This window comes from Helicobacter pylori (assembly GCF_006439795.1).
Taxonomy (GTDB): Bacteria; Campylobacterota; Campylobacteria; order Campylobacterales; family Helicobacteraceae; genus Helicobacter; species Helicobacter pylori_CR.
This window is the reverse complement of sequence record NZ_VEYL01000004.1, coordinates 43,854-60,786: the sequence shown is the minus strand read 5'-3', so window position 1 is coordinate 60,786 and position 16,933 is coordinate 43,854. Positions and strand designations below refer to the sequence as shown.

18 protein-coding genes and 1 pseudogene are annotated in these 16,933 nt (G+C 37.6%); 14 read left to right on the top strand and 5 right to left on the bottom strand.

Going from position 1 to position 16,933, the window contains the following annotated elements; translation table 11 throughout:
- On the bottom strand, window positions 1–900 hold the full coding sequence (gene cbf2, locus FIM66_RS02865; protein WP_000739445.1) for a peptidylprolyl isomerase CBF2: 900 nt from the start codon (window positions 898–900) through the stop codon (window positions 1–3).
- 171 nt (window positions 901–1,071) lie between these two features.
- Here cbf2 and FIM66_RS02860 point away from each other — a divergent pair, with 171 nt between their 5' ends.
- The 13 genes and pseudogenes from FIM66_RS02860 to FIM66_RS02800 all read left to right on the top strand — a co-directional run bounded on the left by FIM66_RS02860 (window position 1,072) and on the right by FIM66_RS02800 (window position 12,177).
- Window positions 1,072–1,272 (top strand): hypothetical protein, encoded by a 201-nt coding sequence (locus FIM66_RS02860; RefSeq protein WP_423752422.1) that lies wholly within the window; start codon window positions 1,072–1,074, stop codon window positions 1,270–1,272.
- A gap of 115 nt (window positions 1,273–1,387) precedes the next feature.
- Window positions 1,388–2,116 (top strand): EI24 domain-containing protein, encoded by a 729-nt coding sequence (locus FIM66_RS02855; protein ID WP_140489745.1) that lies wholly within the window; start codon window positions 1,388–1,390, stop codon window positions 2,114–2,116.
- Complete coding sequence (fliR, locus tag FIM66_RS02850) at window positions 2,110–2,877, top strand: flagellar biosynthetic protein FliR (RefSeq protein ID WP_140547994.1); 768 nt, start codon at window positions 2,110–2,112, stop codon at window positions 2,875–2,877. The genes FIM66_RS02855 and fliR overlap by 7 nt, the downstream gene beginning before the upstream one ends.
- Window positions 2,878–2,886: 9 nt before the next feature.
- Window positions 2,887–4,062: pseudogene (locus tag FIM66_RS02845) on the top strand (molybdopterin molybdotransferase MoeA).
- Window positions 4,063–4,122: 60 nt separating this feature from the next.
- A complete protein-coding gene (prfB, locus tag FIM66_RS02840) occupies window positions 4,123–5,214 on the top strand; it encodes a peptide chain release factor 2 (protein WP_140498711.1) in 1,092 nt (363 codons plus the stop codon).
- 69 nt (window positions 5,215–5,283) lie between these two features.
- On the top strand, window positions 5,284–6,003 hold the full coding sequence (cheZ, locus tag FIM66_RS02835) for a protein phosphatase CheZ (RefSeq protein ID WP_140491374.1): 720 nt from the start codon (window positions 5,284–5,286) through the stop codon (window positions 6,001–6,003).
- A gap of 2 nt (window positions 6,004–6,005) precedes the next feature.
- Window positions 6,006–7,286, top strand: coding sequence for a peptidase U32 family protein (locus FIM66_RS02830; RefSeq protein WP_140547995.1), 1,281 nt, complete (start codon window positions 6,006–6,008; stop codon window positions 7,284–7,286).
- A 33-nt stretch (window positions 7,287–7,319) separates the two neighbouring features.
- Window positions 7,320–7,583 (top strand): hypothetical protein, encoded by a 264-nt coding sequence (locus FIM66_RS02825; RefSeq protein WP_140547996.1) that lies wholly within the window; start codon window positions 7,320–7,322, stop codon window positions 7,581–7,583.
- On the top strand, window positions 7,574–8,026 hold the full coding sequence (locus FIM66_RS02820) for a CiaD-like domain-containing protein (RefSeq protein WP_033599132.1): 453 nt from the start codon (window positions 7,574–7,576) through the stop codon (window positions 8,024–8,026). The genes FIM66_RS02825 and FIM66_RS02820 overlap by 10 nt, the downstream gene beginning before the upstream one ends.
- 406 nt (window positions 8,027–8,432) lie before the next feature.
- On the top strand, window positions 8,433–9,110 hold the full coding sequence (gene arsR / locus FIM66_RS02815) for an acid response regulator transcription factor ArsR (protein WP_140599932.1): 678 nt from the start codon (window positions 8,433–8,435) through the stop codon (window positions 9,108–9,110).
- A gap of 25 nt (window positions 9,111–9,135) precedes the next feature.
- Window positions 9,136–10,473, top strand: a complete 1,338-nt coding sequence (arsS, locus tag FIM66_RS02810) for an acid-sensing histidine kinase ArsS (RefSeq protein WP_238700915.1) — start codon at window positions 9,136–9,138, stop codon at window positions 10,471–10,473.
- A gap of 9 nt (window positions 10,474–10,482) precedes the next feature.
- On the top strand, window positions 10,483–11,454 hold the full coding sequence (gene hemB, locus FIM66_RS02805; protein WP_140599930.1) for a porphobilinogen synthase: 972 nt from the start codon (window positions 10,483–10,485) through the stop codon (window positions 11,452–11,454).
- Window positions 11,455–12,177, top strand: a complete 723-nt coding sequence (locus FIM66_RS02800) for a YebC/PmpR family DNA-binding transcriptional regulator (RefSeq protein ID WP_140547999.1) — start codon at window positions 11,455–11,457, stop codon at window positions 12,175–12,177.
- Between the two features lie 517 nt (window positions 12,178–12,694).
- Here the strand turns inward: FIM66_RS02800 and FIM66_RS02795 are convergent.
- A complete protein-coding gene (locus FIM66_RS02795; protein ID WP_140599928.1) occupies window positions 12,695–13,612 on the bottom strand; it encodes a tetratricopeptide repeat protein in 918 nt (305 codons plus the stop codon).
- A 151-nt stretch (window positions 13,613–13,763) separates the two neighbouring features.
- On the opposite strand from FIM66_RS02795, the gene rfaJ reads away from it, so the two are divergent.
- Window positions 13,764–14,858, top strand: a complete 1,095-nt coding sequence (gene rfaJ, locus FIM66_RS02790) for an HP0159 family lipopolysaccharide 1,6-glucosyltransferase (RefSeq protein ID WP_140548001.1) — start codon at window positions 13,764–13,766, stop codon at window positions 14,856–14,858.
- Window positions 14,859–14,862: 4 nt separating this feature from the next.
- Here rfaJ and FIM66_RS02785 read toward each other — a convergent pair whose 3' ends face one another.
- The 3 genes from FIM66_RS02785 to FIM66_RS02775 are packed head-to-tail and all read right to left on the bottom strand — an operon-like array spanning window position 14,863 to window position 16,930.
- The gene (locus tag FIM66_RS02785; protein ID WP_140548002.1) at window positions 14,863–15,819 is read right to left on the bottom strand and encodes a PDC sensor domain-containing protein; all 957 of its coding nucleotides are present in this window, start codon (window positions 15,817–15,819) and stop codon (window positions 14,863–14,865) included.
- 21 nt (window positions 15,820–15,840) lie between these two features.
- Window positions 15,841–16,329: a shikimate kinase gene (locus FIM66_RS02780; protein ID WP_001164284.1), complete on the bottom strand. Its 489-nt coding sequence runs from the start codon at window positions 16,327–16,329 to the stop codon at window positions 15,841–15,843.
- A gap of 4 nt (window positions 16,330–16,333) precedes the next feature.
- Complete coding sequence (locus FIM66_RS02775) at window positions 16,334–16,930, bottom strand: AMIN domain-containing protein (RefSeq protein ID WP_194149243.1); 597 nt, start codon at window positions 16,928–16,930, stop codon at window positions 16,334–16,336.
- Between the last annotated feature and the right edge of the window lie 3 nt (window positions 16,931–16,933).

The window sequence follows — 16,933 nt, the reverse complement described above, 5'->3', positions numbered from 1 at the left end:
TTACTTGTTGATAACAATTTTAGCGTGCTTCCTTAATTCCTCGATTCGTTGATTCATGCGTTCTTGGAAAAGCTTTTCTTGTAACATCCCCTTAATGGTGGGTTTAGCTTGCTCATAAGTATAAGTTACAGGGCTATCTTTAGAAATCAAATAGATAATATGATAACCAAACTCTGTTTTAACAGGGGTTTTAGTGTAATTCCCAGGAGTTAAAGCGAAAGCGGCTTTAGAAAAATCCGGAGCCATTTGGTTTTTTTGGAATTTCCCCAAATCACCGCCATTTTGCGCGTTCTTGCTGTTAGGATCAATCGTATCCCGATTGGCTAACTCAATGAATTTGGCTTCTTTTTTAGTCTTTGGCTGTTTGTCAATCTCAGAAATAATCCGTTTAGCTTCATCTTCGGTTTTCACTAAAATATGCCTAGCATGGGCTTCTTGCTTGACAAAAAGCTGATCTTTATTAGCGTTGTAAAAATCCTGCATTTCTTTTTCTGGGATTTGGATTTTTTTCACTTCTTCAGCCTGTTTTTTAGCCCAAAATTCCACTAAAGCCTGTTTTTTAACCGCTTCCATCATCGCTTTAAATTCTGGAGTCTGATTAAGCTTTTCTGCCTTAGCCTCATTTTCTACAAGTGCGGTGCGGATAGCTTGCTCAATCAAGGCTTCTTTTTCTTTCTCTTTAAGCTTGTCAAAATCAAAATTGGGGTTTCGTTGCTTAATCATGTCAAAATCGCTTTTGGTGATGGGTCTGCCATCCACTGTCGCTAACACGCCTGCTGAAGCATCAGTCGTTTCTTTCGTGTTATGCGTAGAGTTATTCGCATTATGAGCCGGCTTAGCCATCAAAAACGACGCGCTCAACGCGCCAACTAACGCTAAATTTAAGATATTTTTTTTCATTGTGTGTTCTCCACTCTAAACTAATTTTCATCATTAAATCTACATTATAGCAAATTTAAAACAAAATCAGCTATCATGATTGTAGAAAACTCACATTGAGGGGTAAGAAATGCTTAAAGTTATTCATTCCATTCAAAGCGGGTAAAAATGTTTTCTTCCGCAGGTGTTACAATATTTATTATCTTTTGTTTTGTTGTTTTATCCTTTTTTGGAGGTGTTGTTTTATTCTTTTTTGGAAAGGAAAAGACAATCCTCGATGCAATGATGAATATAATATTCGTAATTATTGTTGTATGTATTCTCTTTCCTTGGTTACCAGGGTTACTATTCTATGTATTTGGTTTTTTAGCATTGCATGTTATTCCATATTAAGTAACTTCTACACTCCTTTAATCAATCTCATATTGATAAGCTTACTATATAAGTATATAAGATTAAGGGACTTTGCGCTTAAATTACCCTATCAAAGTGAGAAGGATTTCAGGCTATGGTTTTGTCTTTATCTATCCTTAAAAAAAGCTTTAATGATTTTTTAAGCGCTAGAATGATTTTAATCAATCTTGGCCCTATCCTTTTGAGTTTGGCGTTTTTTGGAGCTATCTTTTATTACAATGGCGGGAGTATTGTGGGTTATTGCCAAACTTTATTACCGCAATCTTTAAGCGATTACTCTCATTCTCAAGGCTTTTTTGCTGGTGTGTTCGCATGGGTTTTTAAGGCGTTAGTGTATTTTTTTATTTTTTGGATTGTGATTCTTTTGAGTTTAGTCATCAATATTTTTGCGTCCATTTTTTACACCCCTTTAGTGGTCTCTTATTTGCACCAAAAATATTATCCCCATGTCGTTTTAGAAGAATTTGGCTCTATTCTTTTTTCTATTAAATATTTTTTAAAAGCGCTCCTTTTTATGCTTGTATTCTTAGCGCTTTTAACACCCTTTTATTTCATTCCCTTTATAGGGGTCTTTGGGGTCTTTTTTTCTATAATTCCGCATTTCCTTTTTTTCAAAAACACCATGAGTTTGGATATAGCTAGCATGATTTTTAATCATCAAAGCTATCAAAACCTACTCAAACAACACCGATTGAAGCATTATCGTTTTTCGTTTTTTTGCTATCTTTTTTCCTTAATCCCTTTTTTTAATTTTTTTGCCACCTTATTGCAAACCCTCATGCTAGCGCACTACTTTTTTATCCTTAAAGAAAAAGAATGCTAGATTTTATTCAAGAGCTTAGCACCCCCCATGTTAGGGATTTTTTCTTGTTGTTTTTAAGGGTTAGTGGGGTGTTATCTTTTTTCCCTTTTTTTGAAAACCATTTAGTGCCTTTGTCGGTGCGTGGGGCTTTGAGCTTGTATGTGAGCGTGATTTTTTACCCCACTTTAGAATTTTCAAACGCTGCTTACACGCCAGAGGGTTTTATCATCGCATGCTTATGCGAATTGTTTTTAGGGGTGTGCGCGTCTGTCTTTTTACAAATCGTCTTTGCAAGCTTAGTGTTTGCCACCGATAGCATCAGCTTTTCTATGGGGCTTACGATGGCGAGTGCGTATGATCCCATTTCAGGATCGCAAAAACCCATTGTGGGGCAAGCCCTTTTATTGTTAGCGATTTTAATTTTATTGGATTTATCATTCCACCATCAAATCATTTTGTTTGTGGATCACAGCTTAAAAGCCGTCCCTTTAGGGCAATTTGTCTTTGAGCCAGCGTTAGCTAAAAACATTGTCAAAGCCTTTTCGCATTTGTTTGTCATAGGGTTTTCTATGGCGTTCCCTATTTTATGCTTGGTGTTATTGAGCGATATTATTTTTGGCATGATCATGAAAACCCACCCTCAATTCAACCTGCTCGCTATCGGGTTTCCGGTTAAAATTGCGATCGGGTTTGTGGGCATTATTTTAATCGCTTCGGCTATCATGGGGCGTTTTAAAGAAGAAATCAGCCTGGCCTTTAGCGCCATTAGCAAAATCTTTTAAAGGATAAACATGATTAGTTTTAAAGAAGCTCTAAAAATCCATTCTAGCATTCCCTTAAAACCCTTAGAAATAGAGGTTGTCTCTTTGTTTGAAAGCATAGGGCGCATTCTGGCAGAAGATATTGTTTGCATTCACGCCTTGCCTAAATTCAATCAAAGCGCAATGGATGGCTATGGGTTTAAAATGTAAGATTTAGGCCAAAAAACTCAAGTCATCCAACACATTTTTGCCGGAGATGATGTGAGCGCTTTAGAAGTTAGAGAAAATGAATGCGTTAAAATCATGACTGGAGCGATGGTACCAAAAGGAATAGAAACGATTGTCCCTATAGAGTGCATGCTAGAAAGCCATAAAAATTCCGCCCTAGCTCCCAAAGATTTTAAAATAAACGCCAATATCCGTCAAAAGGGCGAAAACGCTTCTTTAAACAGCGTGTTAGTCCCTAAAAATACCCGTTTGAATTACGGACATATCGCGCTCATTGCCTCTCAAGGGTTAAAAGAAATCAAAGCGTTTAGGAAATTAAAAATCGCTCTCTTTAGCAGCGGCGATGAATTAGTGCCTTTAGGGCAGAACGCCCTAGAATGCCAGGTTTATGATGTGAATTCAGTGGGTGTTTTTAACATGCTTAAAAACTACAACACGCATTTTCTAGGGGTTTTAAAAGATGATAAAAATTTACAGCTTAAAATATTTGAATTGCAAGACTATGATGTCATCCTTTCAAGTGCGGGGGTGAGCGTGGGGGATAAAGACTTTTTTAAAGACGCCTTGAAAGAAAAAAACGCCCTTTTTTATTATGAAAAAGTCAATCTCAAACCGGGAAAACCGGTAACTTTAGCCCAACTCGATCAAAGTATTATTATAGGTTTGCCGGGTAATCCTTTAAGTTGCTTATTGGTTTTACGGGTTTTGATTCTACCCTTACTAGAGCGCTTATCTTTAAATAAAGATTTTAAACCAAAACCCTTTAAGGCTCAAATCAATGCCCCCTTAAAGCTTAAAGACAAACGCGCGCATTTAATTTTGGGCAACTATTCAAACCACCAATTCATTCCTTATAATAACAACCGCTATGAATCAGGAGCGATTCAAGCCCTTGCGCGAGTGGATTCTATCGCTTTAATTGATGAAGGAGTGGGATTGGTTCAGGGCGAAATTGAAATTTTAAGGTTTGAAAATTAAAATGGCTTTCAACAATGCTATAATGACAAGTTCAAAACCCCACTCATAAAGGTTCTGTTTGTGGATAACTACACCTATAGCGAATTGTTAAAAAGCTTGCAAAACAAATGCGATAATATCGCTTTAATCATCAAGCCTGAAAAGATCAAGCAAGAATTAGAACGCATTGAAAAAGAGCAAGAAGATCCTAATTTTTGGCAAGATGTCTTAAAGGCTAGAGACACCAATAAAGAAAAAGTGCGCCTAAACCGCTTGCTAGAAACCTATCAAAAAACGAAAAATTCTTTAGATGAAAGCGTGGAATTGTTTGAACTCGCTCAAAACGATAACGATGAGGTTACTTTATCCTTACTCTATGAAGAGGCTCCTACTTTAGAACACAGCGTGCAAAAAGTGGAAATTGAAATCATGTTAAGCGGTGAGAATGATGCCTCAAACGCTATTATCACCATTCAGCCTGGAGCTGGAGGGACTGAAAGCCAGGATTGGGCGAGTATTTTGTATCGCATGTATTTGAGATGGGCGGAAAGAAGAGGCTTTAAAAGCGAGATTTTAGACTATCAAGATGGCGAAGAAGCGGGCATTAAAGGGGCCGCCTTTATCATTAAGGGCGAAAACGCTTATGGCTATTTGAAAAATGAAAACGGGGTGCATAGGCTTGTAAGGATTTCGCCCTTTGATGCGAACGCCAAACGGCACACGAGTTTTGCGAGCGTGCAAATTAGCCCTGAATTAGACGATGATATTGATATAGAAATTGATGAAAAAGATGTCCGTTATGATTATTACAGAGCCAGTGGGGCAGGCGGTCAGCATGTCAATAAAACAGAAAGCGCGGTCAGGATCACGCATTTCCCTACCGGTATTGTGGTGCAATGCCAAAACGACAGGAGCCAGCATAAAAACAAAGCGAGCGCGTTAAAAATGCTTAAATCCAAACTTTATGAATTGGAATTAGAAAAGCAGCAAAGCAGTGCCAAAAATGAAGAAAAAAGCGAGATCGGCTGGGGGCATCAAATAAGAAGTTATGTCCTAGCCCCCTACCAGCAAGTCAAAGACGCACGCTCCAACACCGCTTATAGCAATGTGGAAGCGATACTAGACGGCGATATTGATGCGATTTTAGAGGGCGTTTTGATTGCTAAAGCTTAAGTGCGCTAAAATGACAGCTAGGAATTATGGTTAAAAACGCTTTTTAAAACCAATTGGCAAGGAACAACAATGACACAAGAAGAATTAGACGCTTTGATGAATGGTGGCGATTTAGAAAATTTGGAAGCCTTAGAGGCTAAAGAAGAAACTAATGAAGAGCCTAAAGAGGGTAAAGAAAATTCCAGTTATAATGAAAAAATGACCGTCAAAAAAGAAGACGCTGAAAAATACGGCAAAATTAGCCCCAATGAATGGCCTCCCCCTCCCCCCACTGAAGAGCATAAAGTCGTGCATCAATTAGATGATGTTACAAGAGATTCTGAAGTGAAAGCCACGCAAATTTTTGATCAATTGGATTTGATCGGAGCTAGTGCTGAAAAAATCTCTAAAATGGTTAAAAAAATCCAAGAACCTTTACAAAAACACCAAGAAATTTTTGACAATTTGCATGGCCATTTCCCCCATGTTGAATCTTTTAAAACCGCGCTCAATGAGCAACAAGAAATCCTAAACGCCCTTAAAAGCATTGAAGAAGAAGCCGCTAATTGCTCTGATAGCTCCATGCAAGCGATGGATATTATGCAGTTTCAAGACATCCACCGCCAAAAAATTGAACGAGTGGTCAATGTCATGCGAGCGCTCAGCCAATACATGAATTCGCTTTTTGAAGGCAAAATTGATGATTCTAAGCGCGTGAGTTCAGCGACTTTTATCACCGGCGATGACGATAAAGATTTAGCCAGCGCTGATGATATTGAAGCCTTGATCGCTTCTTTTGGAGCCAAGTAGTTTTGAACCAAGTTGAATTACTCTCTCCAGCTGGTAATTTAAAAAAACTTAAAATCGCTCTCAACTATGGGGCTGATGCAGTTTATGGGGGGGTGAGCCATTTTTCTTTACGCAATCGTGCAGGCAAGGAATTCACTCTAAAAACCTTTAAAGAAGGGATTGACTACGCCCATGCGCTAAATAAAAAAGTCTATGCCACGATCAATGGTTTCCCTTTCAATTCACAGCTCAAACTTTTAGAAGAACATATTAATAAAATGGCAGAATTAGAGCCAGACGCTTTTATTATCGCTGCGCCTGGGGTGGTGAAACTCGCTTCAAAAATCGCCCCGCATATCCCTGTCCATTTATCCACGCAAGCGAATGTCTTAAATTTGCTAGATGCGCAAGTGTTTTATGATTTAGGGGTTAAACGCATTGTGTGCGCTAGGGAATTGAGCCTGAATGATGCGATTGAAATTAAAAAAGCCTTACCCGATTTGGAATTAGAAATCTTTGTGCATGGGAGCATGTGCTTTGCCTTTTCAGGGCGTTGCTTGATTTCGGCTTTACAAAAGGGGCGCGTGCCTAATAGAGGGAGTTGCGCGAACGATTGCCGGTTTGATTATGAATATTATGTGAAAAACCCTGATAATGGCGTGATGATGAGGTTGGTTGAAGAAGAGGGCGTAGGCACGCATATTTTTAACGCTAAAGATTTGAACCTTTCTGGCCATATCGCTGAAATTTTAAGTTCAAACGCCATTAGTGCACTCAAGATTGAAGGGCGCACCAAGTCCAGTTATTATGCCGCGCAAACCACGCGCATCTATCGTTTAGCGGTTGATGATTTTTACCATAACACCTTAAAGCCGAGTTTTTATGCTAGCGAATTGAACACGCTTAAAAATAGGGGTTTTACGGACGGCTATTTGATGCGAAGGCCTTTTGAAAGATTGGATACTCAAAACCACCAAACAGCCATTAGCGAAGGGGATTTTCAAGTCAATGGTGAAATAACAGAAGACGGGCGTTTTTTTGCATGCAAATTCACCACCACCACTAACATAGCTTATGAAATCATCGCCCCCAAAAATGCCGCTATCACGCCCATAGTCAATGAAATTGGCAAGATTTATACTTTTGACAAACGCTCTTATTTAGTGCTGTATAAAATCCTTTTAGAAAATAACACCGAATTAGAAACTATCCATAGCGGGAACGTGAATTTGGTGCGGCTGCCCGCACCCTTACCGGCTTTTAGTTTTTTACGCACTCAAGTAGAGTCTAAAAATGGCGTTTAGAGATTAGGTATTAAAAATAATTAAGAGAAACGCATGCCCTTAGAAACCATCACGCTCGCTCATATTTACGAAGAACAAGGGTTTTTTGAAGAAGCGTTGCAAATTTATACTAATATTTTAAACAAAACCCCTGACCATGCAGAGGCGTTAAAACAAATAAAACGTTTGGAAAAAATCCAAAAAAATGGCACTCTTTTCAAGCACGACGCAATACTAGAGCGGCACTATTTGAATTTTATCAAAGGGGATTTTTTGAGCGTTGAAAATTTAGAACAATGGCTGGTAGAATGGAATTGAAAAACATTATTTCAGAAACCCTTAATGAAATTGAAAAAATGGCTAAAACGATTGACAATGGCTTTGATGTGGCGCAAAAAACGCCCTCTTTTTTCAAAACGCCTCCCTATTTGCAAAACACCCCTTTAGGGCCAAAAAACGCTGCTAAAATAGAAACCCAAGAAAAAATCGCAGAAGAAAATACAGAAGAAAAAGAAGAAGAAGCAAAAGGAATCACTATAGAAGAAATCACGCCAAAAACCCCCACGCAAGCGCCAATTTCAAGCGAGAGGGTTTTTTTAAAAAACTTACTGGAAAGAACTTTAGTGTTATTGAAAGGCATGCAGGCTTTAGAAGAAAAGGAAGCCCTAGAGCGATTGGATTTAGTGGCGCGTTTCTTGCAATACCAATTGAGCGTGCTTGAAAAACGATTGGAATCTTTGGAGCGAGAAAACACAAAGTAGCATGCAAAAATAAAGTTTTGTTTTAATTAAATACTGACGCTGAAATTTTATTTTAATTTTAAAAAATGGGGTTTTAGTTACTTTATTTTAAACCCATTTCCTTAAGGGAATAGGGGTATTTTGAAATCATTCTCCCCCTTTTAACCCCTTAAAATAAGAAATTGTCGCTTGCTTACGCAGGCTCTTTTGAGGGTAAAAAACACTCAAAGCGCTTTTTAATTTTCAATATTCCATGAAAACAAAGCCTTAAATTCCCATTAATAACTATGATAATGTTTTGAATTTTTATTTTTAAGACATCTTTAAGGTATCTTTAGTAATAAAATGCTAAAATCAAGCCCTTAAAACATTAACAGAGTTAATCGTTTTTAAAGTTGCAGAAATCATTGAAGGAGTTAATTGAAGTATGATAGAAGTTTTAATGATAGAAGATGATATAGAATTAGCCGAGTTTTTGAGCGAGTTTTTGCTCCAACATGGCATTCATGTAACCAATTACGATGAGCCATATACCGGCATTAGTGCGGCTAACACACAAAATTATGATTTGTTGTTGTTGGATTTGACTTTGCCTAATTTAGACGGGCTTGAAGTGTGTAGGCGCATTTCCAAACAAAAACATATCCCTATTATTATTTCTTCAGCAAGAAGCGATGTGGAAGATAAGATTAAAGCACTGGATTATGGGGCTGATGACTACCTCCCTAAACCCTATGATCCTAAGGAATTGTTAGCTCGTATCCAATCCTTGCTCAGGCGTTCTCATAAAAAAGAAGAAGTGAGTGAGCCAGGCGATGCGAATATCTTTAGGGTAGATAAGGATAGCCGAGAAGTGTATATGCATGAAAAAAAGCTAGACTTAACTAGGGCTGAATATGAAATCCTTTCGCTTCTCATTAGCAAAAAAGGTTATGTGTTTAGCCGTGAAAGCATTGCGATTGAGAGCGAGAGCATCAACCCTGAAAGCTCTAATAAAAGCATTGATGTGATCATTGGCCGTTTGCGATCTAAGATTGAAAAAAATCCTAAACAACCGCAATATATCATCTCTGTTAGAGGGATTGGTTATAAATTAAAATACTGATATTCTAATAAGGAGTTAAGGGGTTTTGCGTTTCTCTATCTTTTTTAAAGTTGTCGCTTTGTTTATGATAACGCTCTTTAGTTTTGGAGCGTTCGCTTACTATTTCATGTATTCTCAAATCAGTCACGAAAACTATCAAAACGAAATGCGCCATTATCAGTTTGTTACCACCATCAATGAAATTTTAAACAACTACTCTGATTATAGAGCCATAGAAGATTACCTCTATAAAATTGGTTTTAGAGAAACCACAATAGAAAATTTAGAAAAGGTTTTAGCCAAAAGACGCCACCAGTTGCACCACAGGAATATTGGGTATGCTGAAGTGTTTAAATTCAGCGATATGGTTTTTATCCTTTTAAAAAAGGATGAGCATTTTGTGCTTTATAAAGATTTGCATTCGGTTTCTTATAGGAACTATTTCTTAGCTATTACGGTGGGTTTATTATTGATTTTATTCCTTTTTTTATTTGTTTTGCAGAGTTTATTGCCCTTAAGAGAGTTAAGATTTCAAGTGAAACGCTTCGCTCAAGGGGATAAAAGCGTGAGCTGTAAAAGCAAGCAAAAAGATGAAATAGGGGATCTGGCTAACGAATTTGACAATTGCATCCAAAAAATCAATGCGATGAATGAATCTCGGATTTTATTTTTGCGCTCTATCATGCATGAATTACGCACCCCTATCACTAAGGGCAAGATACTAAGCTCCATGCTCAAAGAAGAGCTGTCTTACAAACGCTTTTCATCTATATTTGATCACTTGAACATGTTGATTGAGCAATTTGCCCGCATTGAGCAGCTCGCTTCCAAAAATTACGGGAGCAATAAAGAAAAATTTTTAATGAGCGATCTGATAGACAAGATTGAAAAAATGCTTTTGATTGATGAGAATAAAAAAAGCCCTATCCATGTATCCTCTTTAAATTACATTATTGAAGCGGATTTTGAATTGTTTGCTATAGCGTTAAAAAACATGGTAGATAATGCGATCAAATACAGCGATGACAAACAGGTGTTTTTGGATTTCATAGGCAAGAATTTAGTGGTGTCCAATAAAAGCAAACCTTTAAAAGAAGATTTTGAAAAATATTTGCAACCCTACTTTAAATATTCTAACCCCAGCCAAGCCCATGGCTTTGGGTTAGGCATGTATATCATTAAAAACGCTTTAGAGGCTATGGGATTGAATTTGAGTTATCATTACAGCAATGGAAGAATTTATTTCACTATCCATGATTGCGTTTTTAATAGTTTTTACGATTTAGAAGAGGATAATGAAGAGCTACCCCCCGAAAATTTGAGAGAAATGAGCGGGATGAAGGGGATAGAAAAAGCCAATTGTGGGGTTAAAGAAAAACAATAAAGAGAGAACATGTTCAAACGATTGAGAAGATTACGAAGCAGCGAAAACTTAAGGGCGATGGTAAGAGAAACGCATTTAAATATTGATGATTTCATCGCTCCCTTATTTGTCATAGAAAGCGATAGCTATATTAAAAATGAAATCAGTTCCATGCCTGGCGTTTATCAAATGAGTATAGAGCCTCTTTTAAAAGAATGCAAAGAATTAGTGGGTTTAGGCATCAAAGCCGTTTTATTGTTTGGCATTCCTAAACATAAGGACGCTACAGGAAGCCATGCGTTAAATAAAAATCACATTGTCGCAAAAGCCACTAGAGAGGTTAAAAAACGATTCAAGGATTTAATCGTTATAGCGGATTTGTGTTTTTGTGAATACACCGACCATGGGCATTGCGGGATTTTAGAAAACGCTTCTGTGTCTAACGATAAAACGCTAGAGATTTTAAATCTTCAAGGGCTTATTTTAGCTGAAAGCGGTGTGGATATTCTAGCCCCAAGCAACATGATGGATGGGAATGTTTTAAGCTTGAGAAAAACGCTAGATAAGGCCGGCTATACCCACACGCCCATCATGAGCTATTCCACTAAATTTGCGAGCAGTTACTATGGACCTTTTAGAGATGCGGCAAATTCTGCGCCGAGTTTTGGCGATCGCAAAAGCTATCAAATGGATTACGCTAATCAAAAAGAAGCGCTTTTAGAAAGTTTAGAAGATGAAAAACAGGGTGCGGATATTTTAATGGTGAAACCGGCTTTGGCGTATTTGGATATTGTTAAAGAAATCAGAGATCACACTTTGCTCCCTTTAGCGCTCTATAATGTGAGCGGGGAATACGCCATGCTCAAACTCGCTCAAAAACACAACCTGATCAACTATGATAGCGTTTTATTAGAAACGATGATTTGTTTTAAAAGAGCGGGAGCGGATATGATTATCAGCTATCATGCTAAAGAAGTGGCTAACTTATTACAAAGGAATTGAATGGGACGAGCGTTTGAATACAGAAGAGCGGCTAAAGAAAAACGATGGGATAAGATGAGTAAGGTTTTCCCCAAGCTCGCCAAAGCGATCACTCTAGCGGCAAAAGATGGCGGGAGCGAGCCGGACACGAACGCCAAACTACGAACAGCGATTTTAAACGCTAAAGCGCAAAACATGCCTAAAGACAATATTGACGCAGCGATTAAAAGAGCGAGCAGTAAAGAGGGGAATTTGAGTGAAATCACTTATGAGGGTAAGGCGAATTTTGGCGTGTTAATCATTATGGAATGCATGACTGATAACCCCACCAGAACCATTGCTAACCTTAAAAGCTATTTCAATAAAACGCCAGGGGCAAGCATCGTGCCTAATGGCTCTTTAGAGTTTATGTTTAACCGAAAAAGCGTGTTTGAATGCTTGAAAAATGAAGTGGAAAATTTAAAACTCAGCCTAGAAGATTTGGAATTCGCTCTCATTGATTATGGTTTGGAAGAATTAGAAGAAGTGGAAGACAAGATTATTATTAGGGGGGATTATAACAGCTTCAAACTCTTAAATGAGGGGTTTGAAAGCTTGAAATTACCCATTTTAAAAGCGAGTTTGCAACGCATCGCCACAACGCCCATTGAATTGAATGACGAACAAATGGAGCTTACCGAAAAATTATTGGATAGGATTGAAGACGATGATGATGTGGTCGCGCTTTATACGAATATTGAATGAAATGCAAAAAGGATCAAAGCATTTTTAACCATGGAAACCAACAAAAAGTTTTGTTGCTATAAGCTTGTAAAATCCTATAAAGAGTTATAAAAACTCCGTTTTTATTGGATTTTTAATTTTATTTTGATCAGTTTTTGTTTTTGTCAAATAGGAAGCTTTATTCAATATTCTTTTTTAAAAAACTTGTTTTTAAGCTTTTTTATAGTTAATTTTTATTTTGTGGTAAAGTTATTTTTTAAAGCGGATAGGGGATTTTGAAATAACACCCCTTTTTTTAACCCCATTAAACCCCCTAAGAAGCGCTTTAAAAAATTACCGCTATCTGTGTGAGCTCTTTTATATTTTTATTTTAAAACGCCTTTGAGTGTTTTTCAATATGAGAATAAATCCAAACCCTAGATTTAATAGATTTTTATCTCAATACCCATCAATAGAAACGCTTAATCCCTATTTGAAGCAAGAGAATAGAAAGATTTTCTATAAGATGAGTTTTAATCATTAACCCCTAAGCTTTAGCTTATTGCGTATCATCTTGCGTATCGTTTTGCGCATCATCTTGCAAATCATCAGACTTCTTGCCAATCACTTCTAATATTTTACAGCTACCACTAAAGCCTAGAGTGCAACCTTTCTTATAATATGAAACGGCTTTATCTAAATCTTTTGGAGTGCCCTTACCCGTGTAATACATCACCGCCATATTATGACAGCCACTCCCATCTTTTAAAGAACAACCCTTTTTATAAAGATTCAAGGCTTGCTCTCCATTTTGTTTGACATTCATACCGACTTCATACATGTATCCCAAGCTCACACAACTCGCCCCGTCTTTTAAATGGCACCCTCTTTTAAAATTCGCAAGGGCTTTTTTCAAATCCTTCTGTACGCCTTTGGCGTTCCTATACATATACCCTGCAAAGTTACAACTAATGCCGTAATTCAAACTGCAAGCGTATTTAGAAAGAGAAAGGGCTTTGGCATAATTTTGCTTAACGCCCGTGCCATTAAAATACATAAAACCTAAACTCCCGCAGCTCACCCCACCCTTTAAGTGGCACCCTCTCCTATAATAATAGAGAGCCTTTGGAAGGTTTTTTTGAACGCCATCACCATCTTCATACATAGAGCCTAGACTCGCACAAGCGAGATGATTCCTTAAATTACACCCTCTTCTGTAATAAAAAACGGCTTTTGGAATATCCTGATCCACGCTATCGCCATCTTCATACATAGAGCCTAAACTCACGCAACCAACCCCCACCCTTAAATTACAGCTCCTCTTATAAAAAGCCACCGCCTTATGGTAATCCCCTCTCTTAAGGGCTTGATTGGCCATCTTAAAATATTTCTCACCGGCTGTAGCCACCAAATAACTGAAACAACTTGCCATTAAAAATAAAATCAAAAACCACTTTTTAGTCCAACTCTTTATCATCTCATTCCTTACAAAACTAAGCCAAAGCTCACACAAAGAAAAATCAGTAAAACCCCAATCTAATTGGTTATTATAGTATAATATTCAAAAAAATAAATTCAACTTTTGGATTAAATTTAATTAAAAACCTATTTTAGGAAAACCACTTAAAATGAGTATTATTATTCCTATTGTCATCGCTTTTGACAACAACTATGCCATGCCGGCTGGCGTGAGCTTGTATTCCATGCTAGCTTGCGCTAAAACAGAACACCATGATAAAAAACTTTTTTATAAAATCCACTGCCTGGTGGATAACTTAAGCCTTGAAAACCAACAAAAATTGAAAGAGACTCTAGCCCCCTTTAGCGCTTTTATTAGCGTGGATTTTTTAGACATTTCAACCCCTAATCTTTGCACCACTTCAATAGAACCCTCTGCGATTGATAAAATCCATGAAGCTTTTTTGCAACTCAATATTTACGCTAAGACTCGCTTTTCTAAAATGGTCATGTGCCGCTTGTTTTTGGCTTCTTTATTCCCGCAATACGACAAAATCATCATGTTTGATGCAGACACTTTGTTTTTAAACGATGTGAGCGAGAGCTTTTTCATCCCACTAGATGACTATTATTTTGGAGCGGCTAAAGATTTTTCTTCTCCTAAAAGCCCTAAACATTTTCAAACAGAAAGGGAGAGAGAGCCTCGCCAAAAATTTTCTCTCTATGAGCATTACCTTAAAGAAAAAGACATGAAAATCATTTGTGAAAACCACTATAATGTTGGGTTTTTAATCGTGAATCTAAAACTATGGCGCATGGATCATTTAGAGAAGCGCTTACTCAATTTAGCCCATCAAAAAGGCCAGTGCGTGTTTTGCCCTGAACAGGATCTTTTAACGCTCGCATGCTATCAAAAAGTTTTAATCCTACCTTATATTTATAACACCCACCCTTTCATGGCCAATCAAAAACGCTTCATCCCTAACAAAAAAGAAATCGTCATGCTGCATTTTTATTTTGCAGGAAAACCTTGGATTTCACCCACTGCTTTATATTCTAAAGAATGGCATGAGATTCTTTTAAAAACCCCTTTTTATGCTGAATATTCCGTGAAATTCCTCAAACAAATGACAGAATGTTTAAGCCTTAAAGACAAACAAAAAACCTTTGAATTTCTTGCCCCCCTACTCAATCCAAAAACCCTTTTAGAATATGTTTTTTTTAGATTGAATAGGATTTTCAAGCACTTAAAAGAAAATTTTTAAACTCTTAGCGTTCTCGTTTGGGCAACACGCTATAAGCGAATTTAACATAGATCGCTAAACTGATCAAAAGCACTGCCACGCCGACAGCCAAATACACCGCATAAGTGATTTTATCCGGTTCGCTCACGCTGAATTTAAACACTAACATTAACGCTTCAATGGCTAATGCGATAATGATAGAGCCTAAAAACCTGATCATCGTGCGGTGGATCGCATGGTGGTTATCCCCGCTATTTTTACCCAAAACTTCCTCTTCAAAAATCGCCTTGACTAGATCAAAGGTGGCTAAGGCTAGGGTTAAAAGCACAATGGGGTGGAACACTTCTTTAATGTCAAAACTGCTAAAATTGACAATCGCTGTCCAAAAGCTAGAAATGCATTTCACAAACAAAAGCAACGACACTAAAGTGAGCATGATAGAAATCATAAAATACATGACCATGCTCCCTTCGCTAAAGGTCCTGAAATACTTTGAAGGCGAGCTGATTTCAATCGCTACCCTCAAAGGGATTTGCAAGCACACCACAAACGCTAGATCGTTATTCTGATCATACACCGGGTAAGATGCGCTCACTACCAAATGGTTTCCTTTTTTAGAAGGATAGGGGTCGGTTAAAATACAACGCTTTTCACTCACGGCTTGATAAAAATAATACTTATCGCTAAAACTGGCATGCGATTCCAATTCAATCCCTTCCGTTAAATCATGCTCTAATATCCTCTCCTTATACCCTTCCTCTTTAAGTTGGCTTGGCTTAAGAATTAGCATGCCCTTAGCGTCTAACACAAAAAAACTTTTTGCCATTTTGATTTCAGCGTGCATTTTTCTGATCTGTTTGTTTAAATAATCCAAAGTGATTTCAGGGAGGTGGTTGCGGATATTGTGCGAAAACAAATAGGTAAGATAAGCGTATAACTCGGTGCGGATCTTGGAATATTGGACAATGTCTCTACTTAACATCAAAAGGCCTTTAAAAAAAATTTATGCGATGAATTGTAGCACTTGTTTTAAAGAATTATTTAAACCACCCCTTGCATCAATGATAAAGGAGGCGTTTTTTTCATAGAGGGCTTGGCGTTTTTCAAAAAGCTCTTTGGCTTGAGTGAGATCATTCAAAAGGGGGCGTTTTTCCCTTTCTTTTTGATTCAAACGCTTAATCAAGGTCTCAAAATCAATCTTGAGGTAAAAAGTTGTGCCTAAACCCTTAAGGTTATCATGCATCACAATGCCCCCACCGGTAGAAATAACATGGGGGGTTTTGAGCGTTTTTAATTCATCAATCAAATTTTTTTCAAACATCCTGAAATTGTCTTCGCCAAGCTCTTCAAAAATCTCCCTCACGCTCAAGCCCACCCTCTCGCTAATGATCATATCCGTATCCAACACTTCTAATTTCAAAGCCAAACCCAATTCTTGTGCTAAAGAGCTTTTACCGCTCCCCATAAAACCGATTAAGACTAAATGCTGCATGCTTTTATTTCAATTTCAATTCATACGCTCCGTTTTTTTCTTCCAAAAGATAGCGGTATTTCCCGTCTAAAATGAGCGTGATGCGGTAATAATCTTTGTGCGCGCCGACTTTAATGTGAGAAAAAAACTTCTGGTTTAAATCCATGTTTTGATAAATATCCAAAGGGCCTTTTTGCGTGTCTAACACGATTCTATAAGGATTGACTAGCACAAAAGAGCGCAAAACTTTATAAGGGGAACGCAAGATCATCGTGTTGTTTGCCATTAAAAAATCAAAATCTTGAATCTGGTAGCGTTTTTCAAAAGCGGCTTGATTAAGGGTGTGTTGGGAGAGCTTTAAGGGGTAATGCCAATCAATGCTTTTATCAATACCCACAACTTTAGAATGGATAGAGCCATCAATATCCTGGTAAGTGAGCGTGATTTGTTTTAAAATCCTAGCGCTCGTGGGCAAATCCACATGGATTTCTTTAAAATAGCTATCATAAATCCCATTAAAGCCCCCTTGCAAATTCTTGGAATTGATTTCAGGCTCAAAAGGGTTATCTCTGGCTAATAAGACGCTTAAAACCACCACCAAACCTATCATCTTTTTTAACACTGC

Coding starts and splice junctions, on each gene's coding strand:
- cbf2 (WP_000739445.1), bottom strand. CDS start 900: ATGAAAAAAAATATCTTAAATTTAGCGTTAGTTGGCGCGTTGAGCGCG.
- FIM66_RS02855 (WP_140489745.1), top strand. CDS start 1,388: ATGGTTTTGTCTTTATCTATCCTTAAAAAAAGCTTTAATGATTTTTTA.
- fliR (WP_140547994.1), top strand. CDS start 2,110: ATGCTAGATTTTATTCAAGAGCTTAGCACCCCCCATGTTAGGGATTTT.
- cheZ (WP_140491374.1), top strand. CDS start 5,284: ATGACACAAGAAGAATTAGACGCTTTGATGAATGGTGGCGATTTAGAA.
- FIM66_RS02825 (WP_140547996.1), top strand. CDS start 7,320: ATGCCCTTAGAAACCATCACGCTCGCTCATATTTACGAAGAACAAGGG.
- FIM66_RS02820 (WP_033599132.1), top strand. CDS start 7,574: ATGGAATTGAAAAACATTATTTCAGAAACCCTTAATGAAATTGAAAAA.
- arsR (WP_140599932.1), top strand. CDS start 8,433: ATGATAGAAGTTTTAATGATAGAAGATGATATAGAATTAGCCGAGTTT.
- hemB (WP_140599930.1), top strand. CDS start 10,483: ATGTTCAAACGATTGAGAAGATTACGAAGCAGCGAAAACTTAAGGGCG.
- FIM66_RS02800 (WP_140547999.1), top strand. CDS start 11,455: ATGGGACGAGCGTTTGAATACAGAAGAGCGGCTAAAGAAAAACGATGG.
- FIM66_RS02795 (WP_140599928.1), bottom strand. CDS start 13,612: ATGATAAAGAGTTGGACTAAAAAGTGGTTTTTGATTTTATTTTTAATG.
- rfaJ (WP_140548001.1), top strand. CDS start 13,764: ATGAGTATTATTATTCCTATTGTCATCGCTTTTGACAACAACTATGCC.
- FIM66_RS02785 (WP_140548002.1), bottom strand. CDS start 15,819: ATGTTAAGTAGAGACATTGTCCAATATTCCAAGATCCGCACCGAGTTA.
- FIM66_RS02780 (WP_001164284.1), bottom strand. CDS start 16,329: ATGCAGCATTTAGTCTTAATCGGTTTTATGGGGAGCGGTAAAAGCTCT.